This window comes from Henriciella sp., assembly GCF_049649345.1.
GTDB lineage: Bacteria > Pseudomonadota > Alphaproteobacteria > Caulobacterales > Hyphomonadaceae > Henriciella.
This window is the reverse complement of the sequence record NZ_JBARZC010000585.1, coordinates 1-10,904: the sequence shown is the minus strand read 5'-3', so window position 1 is coordinate 10,904 and position 10,904 is coordinate 1. Positions and strand designations below refer to the sequence as shown.

Genomic DNA, 10,904 nt, shown 5'->3' with positions numbered 1-10,904 from the left:
CAATTGACGCAGCTCCATGGGTTTGTCTTGGGTCTAGACCAATTGTTCGGCGGCGCAAATCCTCCAGGTGGAGCAAGTCATGTCGCAAAGCGTTAGAGGGGGCCATGAAACGAATTGATATCAGTCTGATGATCATTGGCGCGGCCCTGATCTGCGCGCCCTTTGTGATCTATGTGCTCGACTCGCTTATCGGCCTCGGGCGAACAGATCCGCTGACGCTGTCGACGCTGGTCGGCGGGCTTGGCGCCGGGTTTCTGGCGCTCAGCCAGCGGCACGACTGGCTGCGCTTCTTCCTCGCCTTTGCCGCAGGCCTCGTTCTGGTGGGGCTGCAGGTCTACGGTATCGCATTTCTGGTGTTGCAGGCGAGCGGTCTCTAACCCTTTCCGGGCCGGAAGGCGTATTTTCCATATCCGAGGAAGGAAACTGCCGTGCAGATCGCCGTCGAAATAGCTGTCGCCAGCACAGGCGGGCAGGCGGGGAAAGTCAGGAGCAGGCCTGAATAGATCGCATAATTCAATAGCGCGACGGCGATCGCGACACCAAAATAACGCCCCGCTTCGCGCGCCTGCCCATCTTCGCTCGCGCCAAATGTCAGGCTGCGGTTGAGCCGCCAGGTGACAAACATGGCCAGCGCAATCGAGATGATACGCGCCAGGAACGGACCACTTCCAAGGCTGATGAGCAGTGCCAGAACCCCTGCATCGACGAGGAAGCCGAGGGCTCCGACGGCTCCAAAGCGGACGAGCTTGGCAAGGCCGCCATGCACCATCACTGCGACCAGTCAGCCGCCGGATAGGACAGGAAAACAGAGCGTTTCGCCTCGACCCGCGCACGGGCCAGGCTGTCCAGGATGAGCCCGCAAACGGCGGCCACCGTGCCGATCAGCACCAGTCCCATGGCCAGAATGGCCGTCGGAAAACGGGGCACCAGGCCGGTCTGGAGATAGGTGATCGCCAGCGGCGCCGAAAGAACAAGCGCAGCAAGCGTCATCAAAAGACCGATGGCCCCGAAGAACGCGGCAGGCCGGGTTTCCTTTGCAAGCGTGACAAACATGCCGAGGATGCGGAAGCCGTCCCGGAAGGTCTTGAGCTTGGAGGCTGAATCGTCCGGACGCACGCCATAGGGCGTCGGGCGCTCGAGTGTCGGCACGCCGATCTGGCAGGAATGGACCGACATTTCCGTCTCGATCTCGAACCCGCCGGAAACAGCCGGAAAGGATTTGACGAACCGGCGCGAGAAGACGCGGTAGCCTGAAAAGATGTCGGTAAACTGGCGGCCGAACATCAGATTGAACAGCTTGTTGAATATCTTGTTGCCGAAGGCGTGGCCGCCGCGGCCGGCATCTCTTGTGACATCGGCGCGCGTGCCGACGACCATATCGACATGGTTGCGCTTCATCAGCTCGATCAGGGTCGGCGCGAGCGAGGCATCATACGTGCCGTCGCCATCGGCCATGACATAGATGTCGGCCTCCACATCAGCAAAGATACGCCGCACGACATAGCCTTTGCCCTGGCGGGTCTCGGTGCGCACGATCGCGCCGGCGCGCCGCGCAATATCTGCCGTGGCATCGGTCGAATTATTGTCGAAGACGTAGATGTCTGCCGCAGGCAGGGACTGGCGAAAGCTGTCAATGACGGCGGCAATCGTCGCCGCTTCATTATAGCACGGCAGGACAACCGCAATCCGCACCTCCGCCGGCGCGTTTTGTTGACCCGGATTAAATGCCCCGTGAGATACGCTACTCATCCAGTCAGCCTTTCAGTAACTACTATCAGGCCATACCGTGTTGTGGTGAACGCAGAGTTACGCCGAGGTAAGTTTTTAAGGGACCGCGAATGGATGTGAGACAGCACCATGCCAAGATGCCCGTCTGGCCCTTGCTGCTATTCGGGTGCGCGGCTCTGATTTTCACCATGCTCAAGGCAGGCCCTGCTCTTGGCGGAGACTTGCCCGGCAGCGACGACATGATGCGCATGCAGCAGGTGCGTGATCTGATCATGGGCGCAAATGGCTGGTACGATGTCAGCCAGGACCGCTTGCTGACGCCCGAAGGCGGCGCGATGCACTGGTCGCGCGTGCCGGACCTCTTTCTCGCCGGCGTGGTCTGGATTGCCCAGCCGATTGTCGGGCGCGCAATGGCCGAAGCCATCGCCATCATACTCTGGCCAGCCTTGCAGCTTGTGGCGATCCTCGCCGCGATTAGCGTCTGCCTGCGCCGGCTGGGCGCGCCGCTGAGCGGCCAGATCGCCGCCATGTTCTTCTTCACGACCTCTGCCGCCATTGCCAGCTTCATGCCGGGCCGTATCGATCACCATGGGCTCGGCCTGACCCTGACGCTCACGGCGCTTGTCTGTCTGCTGAACGAGGAGAAGCTGATCCGCTCGGGCCTTGGCGCAGCCCTGTGCGTGGCCCTGATGCTGACCGTTGCGATCGAGAACTTGCCTGCAGCGCTTCTGACGATTGCCGGCTTTGGCGCCGCCTGGGTTTTCAGGGGCGAAAGCGAAGGCCCCCGCCTCCGGGCCTTTGGCGCAGCGCTGATCGTCGCCGGACTGGTCACCTATGTCTTTGACGCGCCGGGGGCGGGCGGCGTACGCGATGTCTGCGATGCGTTCGGCCAATCGCACTTTGTCGCGCTTCTCGTCGCCGGAACCGGCCTGTCGGCGATCGGTACGATCATGCCCGGCATAAAGGACTGGAAAGCCCGCGTGGCGGCGATGGTGATTGCCGGTGCCGTAACCGCCTTCAGTTTTATCGTGATCAATCCCTCCTGTCTCGGGGATCCCTATGCGCGCCTCTCGGGCGACGTGCAGTCTGGCTGGCTGAGTGTTGTCTCCGAAGCGCGCAGCCTGACGACGGTGATGACCTATGATACCGGCGCCGGGATTTTCTCTTATGGCTTTGCGCTGGCAGGCACCGTCGCAGCTGCCATTTCGGTGGCGCTCGCAAAACCGGGAGAGCGGTTTGCGCGAGGCTGTGTCCTGGTGCTTTGCCTCACCGGGTTTTGCCTGGCCGCCTGGCAGGTTCGCGGCGCGGCGCTGGCCCACGCGGCCGCCTCCATCTCGGCCGGGTGGCTGATCGGCTATCTGTTCTCCGACTGGCTGAAAACGCGCGGCTCTGGAAAAGCGCTGGCCCTGTTTGCAGGCGTTCTCTTGCTGTCGCCTGGCATCTGGCGAACACCGAAAATGCTGATGAGCGGTCCGCCCGAGACCGAAGACCCTGTCGACTGCAAGTCGTCATCGGCCTTCCAGTCGATTGCGGCAGCCCCGCGCATCATCATCTTCAACCCGATCGATCTCGGTGCGCCGCTGATCTATCACACGCGCCATTATGCAAGCTCGGCGCCCTATCACCGCAACCCCTCCTCCATCGAGATGACCCTGTCGGTCTTCGGTGGAGCGACGGCGACAGCGCGCGAGAAGATCGCCATGACAGGCGCCACGCATCTTCTCTACTGCCCGGGCCTCAGCGAGCTTGAAACCTATGCCGAACGCTCGCCGGAGGGCTTCGCAGCAGAGCTTGAGGCGGGCAATCTGCCTGCCTGGCTGACCCCGCTGACAGAACCGCCTGAAGGCGAGGAAGGCCCTGTCATTTACACCATAGACTTCGGCCGGAATTGACGTTCCCCGCGCTTTGCGACAATGGGGGGCATGTCGAAACTGGATACACCCGAAAAAGTCGTGGACGCGCTGGAGAAGCTTTACGCAGACGCCGTCCACGCGCTCACATCTAGCCTTGAACGCTATCTCAACGATGGCACGCCGCCGAAGCTTGAAACCCGCACGGCGCGCTCGTTCTGCTATCCGGCGCTGATCGTGCGCTATGACCCTGAAGGCCCGCCGCCGCCCATTTCGCGCGCCTTCGGGAAGATGTCAGAGCCCGGCACATATATGGCGACGATTACACGGCCGGACTATTTCCGGCCTTATCTGATCGAACAGCTGCGCCCGCTGATGCGCGACTATCCGGTGGAGGTGGAAGTCAAACCGTCCGGATCGGAAATCCCCTACGCCTATGTCTGGGACCAGGCGGAAGCCCAGGGGCTGGACGAGGTCAACCCGGCAGAACTTGCCCGCTGGTTCCCCTCGCCGACCCTCTCGGCCATTGGCGACGAGGTGGCAGACGGCGAACTCTATGAGCCAGGGTCCACCCGTCCGCTCGCTCTGTTCGACGGGCCGCGCACAGATTACTCGCTGAAGCGCCTCGCGCATTATACCGGCACGCCAGTGGAGCATATGCAGCGCTATGTTCTGTTCACCAATTATCACCGCTATGTCGACGCCTTCTGCGACTGGGGCGTCGAACAGCTACAAAAGGGCTCGCGCTATACCAGCCTCTCTGTTGCCGGTGGCCTCCTCGTCGACGGCGAGACGCCTGAAGCCAAGGCGGCGATCGATGCGGCGCCCTGGCGGCGCTTCCAGATGCCGGCCTATCACCTCATGGCCGACGACAGGACCGGCATTACGCTGGTCAATATCGGCGTCGGCCCATCCAATGCGAAGACGATTACCGATCACCTCGCCGTGCTACGGCCCGAGTGCTGGCTGATGGTCGGCCATTGCGGCGGCCTTCGCCATTCCCAGCAGATCGGGGACTATGTTCTCGCTCACGCTTATCTGCGCGATGATCATGTACTCGACGGCGTCCTGCCACCGGACATCCCGGTCCCGCCGATTGCCGAAGTCCAGATCGCGCTGCAGCAGGCCGCGGCCGATGTCACCGGCGAGAAGGGCGATGCGCTGAAGAAGCGCCTGCGCACCGGCACAGTGGTCACGACGGATGATCGTAACTGGGAGCTGCGCTTTACCGAGCAGGCCCGCCGCTTCAACCAGTCGCGCGCCATCGGCATCGATATGGAAAGCGCGACCATAGCCGCAAATGGCTATCGTCTGCGCGTGCCTTATGGCGTGCTGCTCTGCGTCTCCGACAAGCCGCTGCATGGCGAGATCAAGCTGCCGGGTGCGGCCAACCGCTTTTATGAGCGCGCGATCGGCGAGCATATCCGGATCGGCATTGAGACGCTGGAACGGCTGGCCCGCGATGGCGGCGCCGCCCTGCATTCGCGCAAGCTACGCGCCTTCGACGAGCCGCCTTTCCGCTAGGGTGCGGGTGGACGTGCGGTGTGTGGCGGCCTAGCTCAAGACACAAGCCAGCAAACCGGACGTCAGGAGCGCAGAACGCATGAAAGACAGAGTCAAACCCTTTGAAGGGGTCCGCAACTTTCGTGATTTTGGCGGCTATGAGGGCGTCGATGGCGCGCGCATCAAGCCTGGAAAACTGTTCCGGTCGGGTCATTTCGGTGAGGCGACCGATCAGGACCTGACCGGGATCGAGCTTCTCGGGATCAAGGTCCAGGCCGATTTGCGCCGCCCTGATGAGCGCGAGCGTCATGGCGATAAATGGCCGGTTCATGGTGTTGAGAAACTGTTCTCCGACCATGGCCGCGAGACCGAAGCCCCGCACGTCAATTTCCTGAAACAGATTGAAGCCGACGCGGACGCCGCCAAGGGCTGGATGCGCGATTATTATGTCGAGGCGCCCTACCGCCAGTCGCTGGTGCCGACCTATACCGCCTGGTTCGACCGGCTTGCCACATTACCGGACGAAGACGCCGTTCTCGTAAATTGCGCGGCCGGCAAGGACAGGACCGGCATTCTCTGCGCGCTGACCCATCATGTGCTCGGCGTCTCCACGGACGATATCTTCCTGGACTATGAGCTGACCAATTCAGCCGCCCGGGCCGATGAGCGCCTGCCCGAAGCGCGCGACTATTTCAATTCCATGCTCGGCAAGACTTATGACGACGAGGTCTATCGCCCGTTTCTCGGCGTCGAACGCCAGTTCCTTGAGGCGGCGCTGGCCTCGATCAAGGAGAGGTCCGGATCGCTGGATGCCTATCTGAACGAGACGCTCGGCGTTGACGCGGCCAAGCGAGAGACCATTCGAGAGACACTGCTCACCTGATCCAGCTTTCCGCTGCGGCACAGCGCGCGGGGGCTTTCCCTCTCTCCGGTTTTGTTGGAGGCTGACCCCAAAGCGCCATCAAAGAGCGCGTAGGGGAGAGCCTATATGACCACCGTCACGCCCGCGCCAGCAGAGCCGCTTGTTCCACCGACGATTGATCTTGGCGGGGCCTTGGACCGCCGCGGATTTGCCTGGGCAGTGTTCGAATGGGCCCGCAATCCCTACTATATCCTGGTCATCATCTACGTGTTCGCGCCCTATTTCGCGGGGATTATCGGGCAGAATCTGGTCGCCAGCGGTGCGCTCGCCGGCATGGACGCGGAAACGGCACGCCGGGCGGCCAATGCCGAAGGGCAGGCGACCATCTCTTCGCTGGTCAAATATGCCGGTTTCATCGCAGCCTTCACCGCCCCGCTCCTCGGCGCAGCGCTCGACCGCGGCGGCAGGCGAAAGCCGCTCCTCGTCGTCTTTCTCGGCATGATCGCCGTCATGTCCGTCTCCCTCTGGTGGGTGAGACCGGGCGATGAAGGTCTGCCGATCTGGATGGGCATGGCCGCCCTCGTCCTGGCCTCGGTCGGCTACACTTATTCCGAGGTGACCCACAATGCGATGCTGAACCAGAATGGACGCGCCAGCGCCCTGCCCGCGATTTCAGGCCTGGGGCTGGCGCTCGGCAATCTTGCAGGCGCGCTGATGATGCTGTCCATCGTACTCGCCTTTGCCATGCCGGCGCTGGTCGGGTGGCCGTTCAGCGCGCCCCTGTTCGGGGTTGATGTAGCAGGCGGCGAGCATCAGAGACTGGTCGGCCCGCTCTGTGCGGTCTGGCTGATCATTTTTGCGATCCCGTTCTTTTTGTACGCCGAGGATGGCGGCACGAAGGGCGCAAGCTGGCTGAAGGCGGTCAAGGATGGCGCAGGCGGCCTGGCCAATACGATCCGGAAGGCGTCTGACAATAAGGAAATCCTGAAATATCTCGGCGCGCGTATGCTCTATGCCGACGGCATGGCCGCGCTTCTGGCGCTTGGCGGGGTCTATATCGGGCTGTACCTGCAATGGAATGTGGTCGAGCTGTCAGCCTATGCCATCCTCGCCTCATTCTTCGCTTTTGGCGGGGGCCTCGTCGGCGGCTGGCTGGACGGGCTGCTCGGCCCCAAACGCGCCCTGATGGTGGAAATCCTCGGCATGCTGGCCACGCTGGCCTTCCAGCTATCGATTACGCCGGACGCTATTTTCTTCGGCCTCATCCCCGGCTTCGAGATCTGGGACGGGCCTGTCTTCAACACGCTGTCGGACCTGGTCTATCTGAGCTCGGCCGCCTTCATCGCGGTCACGGCAACGGCCAGCATCTCGTCGAGCCGGTCGCTACTGGTGCATCTCGCGCCGGCCAACCGCGTCGGCGAATTTTTCGGGCTGTATGCGATTGCCGGGACGGTGACGGTCTGGCTCGGCCCGCTCCTGGTCGAGCTGTTCACCGACTGGTCGGGTGACCAGCGGATCGGCATGAGCGCGATCGGCGTGCTGTTCCTGCTGGGACTGCTGGTACTGACGACCGTCCATTCGCCCAAGCACCCTGCCGTGGAAGGATCGGCTGAAGCCTAGCTCGTCGCGGTTCAGTCGTCGTCGCGAATCCGGGCGACATGGTCGGTCCGGCGCGGGCGGAGATAGAATTGGTCGCTCAGCGTTTTCTTTGTCGTGAAGAGATAACCGAGTGTCGATTCATAGTCGTATTCGATCTCAGCGAGGATCACCGATCCGTTTTCAGGAATGATATCGTCCGGCACAGTCATCACCGTATCTTCGGCATATGGCGCCAGGTGCTGGGCATCGCTCCAGGCCACTTTGTAGACGCCATCATCGTCATAGATGCTCGATATGCGCATGCGTGCATCGTCAATCGGATTGGGCTGGAAGATCATCCGCGTGGCTTCGAAAATATCATCGAGGTCATCATCGGAAATGGTCGAGGCGCGCGCGACGAGGTCGCCCAGCGCGGCAGTTGAGCTGGTCACCTTGCGGTCGAGTATCATCATGAAGGACAGCTCGATACAGGCGAAATAAATGAGAAGCATGAGCGGCGCAATCAGCGCGAACTCGACCGCCGAGATACCCCGATTGGCATGGCGGTACTGGCGGAGGCGTTTGATCATCAGGGTCATTGCATCAGTCTCCGAACGGTTCGTTGCGGAACACGACAGTGGCCTGAAGCAGGCGCTTATTGCCCGTCAGATTGGCCAGCGGCGCACTGAGAACCGGCGTGAGTAGTTCCCACTCATAGAAGACCCGCACCACGACAATATCGTTTGCATCGCCCGGTTCGAATTCGAAGCCGGTAATGTCGAGCTTGCCATCGCCATCAATCGGGCTGGGATTGCTCGTGCCTGCAAAATCATCAAACGTCTTCACGTCGATCTGGATTTTACCTTTGCATTCGAACATGTCGAAAATCTCGGCGCAGATGATCTCTTCGAAGCCATCCCGGTCGAACTCTTCGAGACTCTGCAACTGGCCAGTCCGGATGCCGCGGGCCGCTTCGTTGATGCCATGCTCGAGGACAGCAGACATGATAAAGATCACGCAGATCTCCAGCAGCCCGAAAATCAGGAAGAAAAACGGGGCCGCGATCATGGCGAATTCGACCGCAGCCACACCGCGCCTGTCATCCGCCCACTGTTTGAGCTTGCGAAGATAAATGGGCGCCAGGACGCCGGGGAAAATCTGCTCAGCCATAAACCGTATTGCGCCTTGGCGCTGTTTTCTCGGACTGACGGTTAACAGAGTGTCGTTTAAGGCCCGTTCAGGCGATTGATGAAATTTCATCTATTTCAGAGGTTTGGCTGGTATCAAAACAATCGAGCATGTCGTCGTGGCCTTTACCTCGCCATGATGTACCGCCACATGATATGAGTGCAGACGAGAGGTGTCGGCATGAGCCACAATCCAGTCAGACCCTGGCGGTCAATTGAACGTCGCAAGTCCCGCAAGATTCGCGTTGGCAGCGTGGACGTCGGCGGCGATGCACCGATTGCGGTGCAGACCATGACGAACACGCCGACAGAAGACGCAAAGGCCACGATCGAACAGATCCAGCGCGCCGCCGAAGCAGGCGCGGACATTGTACGCGTCTCCTGCCCAACGGTTGAATCGACTGCGGCCATGCCGGAAATCTGCCGCGAAAGCCCGGTTCCGATCGTTGCGGACATCCACTTTCACTATAAGCGTGGCATCGAGGCCGCCGATGCCGGCGCCGCCTGCCTCCGCATCAATCCCGGCAATATCGGCAGCCATGACCGCGTCAAGGAAGTCGTCGCTGCGGCGCGGGCCAATGGCTGTTCGATGCGGATCGGTGTGAATGGCGGCTCGCTCGAGCGCCACCTGCTTGAAAAGTATGGCGAGCCCTGCCCTGAAGCCATGGTGGAAAGCGCGCTCGATCATGCGCGCATTCTCGATGATCTCGGCTTTTATGAGTACAAGATTTCGGTCAAGGCCTCGGACATGTTCCTCACCGTGGCAGCCTATCAGCAACTCGCCGAAGCCACCGACGCGCCGCTGCACCTCGGCATCACCGAGGCGGGCGGCCTTCGCACCGGGACGGTCAAATCCTCCATCGGCATGGGCAATCTGCTCTGGATGGGCATCGGCGACACGATCCGCGTCTCGCTCTCGGCTGACCCCATCGAGGAAGTGAAAGTCGGCTATGAGATGCTGAAATCGCTCGGCCTCAGGACACGCGGCGTGAACATCGTCGCGTGCCCCTCCTGCGCGCGCCAGGGTTTCGATGTCATCAAGACGGTCGAAATTCTTGAGCAGCGCCTCGCCCATATTTCAGAACCGATCTCACTGTCCATCATTGGCTGTGTCGTGAACGGCCCTGGCGAGGCGGCGCTGACCGATCTCGGCTTTACTGGCGGCGGCAAGGAAAGCGGCAAGATGTTCGTCTCCGGCCGTGCGGACCACAATGTCTCCAACGCCGACATGGTCGAGCACATCGTTGACCTCGTCGAGCAGAAGGCCGAACGGCTCCGCGCCGAACGCGAAGCCGAAGAGACTGTCGCGGCAGAGTAGCTATTTGGCGGCTAACGGCTGAAGCGGCGCGGCTTGGTGAGACACTGGCTTCAGGCCGAACCATGGCCTTAGCCAACCGACACGCCGGATGAAACATTCGTGCAGCAGCGCGCACCCGCCGACGGTTGCAATCACCACCAGTGCGAATTCGCTCCACGCATCGAGCCCCTGCCGGGTCAGCCAGAAGCCCGCCATCACGATGAGCGTCTGGTGCAGGATGTACCAGGGGAAGATCGCTTCAGTCATGTAGGTGAGCGCGCGGCTTGGACGGTTCAGGTAGCGCTGCGCGAGGCCGAGCAGGGCGGCAATGACGGTCCAGGCATAGATGATACGCGCCATCCGGGCCGGCCAGATTACCCAGTCCCAGTCGCCGGTTGCCTGCAGCGTCTCCCAGTTCGTCCAGAGGGCTGTCAGGACAGCACCAAGCCCGATCGACAGTGCCAGCGCCGCCGGGAGCGCCCGCCTGATCGCGCCCCAGAACGCAGCGTCCTTTGCGAGCAGGAAGCCCGTCAGCACCATGGTGAAGCTGTGCGCATGATTGGCCCAGTCCCAGACGAAATTGTGCGTTGTCGGGAAGTGAGGATCGAGGGTGAGACGGATCAGGATGTGCGGCAGGACAGGCAGGCCGAGCGCCCTGAGAGGGCCGAACCGGCCGCCAAACACACGCTTCGTGAGACGCGCGCCCTGACCCCTCATGAAGCGCGTTACCGGCCCTGCGATGGCAAGCAGGATCAGCGTGTAGGGCAGCAGGTATACGACATACCAGAGGTGGTTCCAGGTCGGCGTGATGATCGAGAAATCGGACGCCGGGTTGAGATAGTGCGGGTAGAACGCCCCGAACCCGCCTTCAAATTCGCCGCTCTCGACCAGCTGTAGCC

Annotated in this window: 11 protein-coding genes; 6 read left to right on the top strand and 5 right to left on the bottom strand. The window is 61.6% G+C overall.

From position 1 onward, the window contains the following. The first annotated feature begins 104 nt into the window (after positions 1-104). Positions 105-377 carry a hypothetical protein gene (locus tag WA989_RS16185; protein WP_424341512.1) on the top strand — a complete coding sequence of 91 codons (273 nt, stop codon included), beginning with the start codon at positions 105-107 and terminating at the stop codon, positions 375-377. Here WA989_RS16185 and WA989_RS16180 read toward each other — a convergent pair. Both WA989_RS16180 and WA989_RS16175 read right to left on the bottom strand, forming a co-directional pair. Continuing rightward, entirely contained in the window at positions 374-769 is a 396-nt protein-coding gene (locus tag WA989_RS16180) for a GtrA family protein (protein ID WP_424341511.1), read from the bottom strand. The genes WA989_RS16185 and WA989_RS16180 overlap by 4 nt on opposite strands. Further along, positions 769-1,749, bottom strand: coding sequence for a glycosyltransferase (locus tag WA989_RS16175; protein WP_424341510.1), 981 nt, complete (start codon positions 1,747-1,749; stop codon positions 769-771). Before WA989_RS16175 ends, WA989_RS16180 begins: the two co-directional genes overlap by 1 nt. An 89-nt stretch (positions 1,750-1,838) precedes the next feature. Between WA989_RS16175 and WA989_RS16170 the strand changes: the two genes are divergently transcribed. The 4 genes from WA989_RS16170 (at position 1,839) to WA989_RS16155 (ending at position 7,563) form a co-directional block, all read left to right on the top strand. Continuing rightward, positions 1,839-3,620 (top strand): hypothetical protein, encoded by a 1,782-nt coding sequence (locus WA989_RS16170; RefSeq protein ID WP_424341509.1) that lies wholly within the window; start codon positions 1,839-1,841, stop codon positions 3,618-3,620. Positions 3,621-3,650: 30 nt separating this feature from the next. After that, the gene (locus WA989_RS16165; RefSeq protein WP_424341508.1) at positions 3,651-5,102 is read left to right on the top strand and encodes an AMP nucleosidase; all 1,452 of its coding nucleotides are present in this window, start codon (positions 3,651-3,653) and stop codon (positions 5,100-5,102) included. A gap of 79 nt (positions 5,103-5,181) precedes the next feature. After that, positions 5,182-5,964, top strand: coding sequence for a tyrosine-protein phosphatase (locus WA989_RS16160; protein ID WP_424341507.1), 783 nt, complete (start codon positions 5,182-5,184; stop codon positions 5,962-5,964). Between the two features lie 105 nt (positions 5,965-6,069). Next, the gene (locus WA989_RS16155) at positions 6,070-7,563 is read left to right on the top strand and encodes an MFS transporter (RefSeq protein ID WP_424341506.1); all 1,494 of its coding nucleotides are present in this window, start codon (positions 6,070-6,072) and stop codon (positions 7,561-7,563) included. 11 nt (positions 7,564-7,574) lie between these two features. Here WA989_RS16155 and WA989_RS16150 read toward each other — a convergent pair whose 3' ends face one another. Further along, on the bottom strand, positions 7,575-8,120 hold the full coding sequence (locus tag WA989_RS16150; RefSeq protein WP_424341505.1) for a TadE/TadG family type IV pilus assembly protein: 546 nt from the start codon (positions 8,118-8,120) through the stop codon (positions 7,575-7,577). A 4-nt stretch (positions 8,121-8,124) separates the two neighbouring features. Then, entirely contained in the window at positions 8,125-8,691 is a 567-nt protein-coding gene (locus WA989_RS16145; protein ID WP_424341504.1) for a TadE/TadG family type IV pilus assembly protein, read from the bottom strand. 198 nt (positions 8,692-8,889) lie between these two features. On the opposite strand from WA989_RS16145, the gene ispG reads away from it, so the two are divergent. Further along, the gene (gene ispG, locus WA989_RS16140) at positions 8,890-10,026 is read left to right on the top strand and encodes a flavodoxin-dependent (E)-4-hydroxy-3-methylbut-2-enyl-diphosphate synthase (protein ID WP_424341503.1); all 1,137 of its coding nucleotides are present in this window, start codon (positions 8,890-8,892) and stop codon (positions 10,024-10,026) included. On the opposite strand, the gene WA989_RS16135 is transcribed toward ispG, so the two are convergent. After that, positions 10,027-10,904 (bottom strand): acyltransferase family protein (locus tag WA989_RS16135; RefSeq protein ID WP_424341502.1); only part of this gene is annotated, 878 nt, incomplete at its 5' end.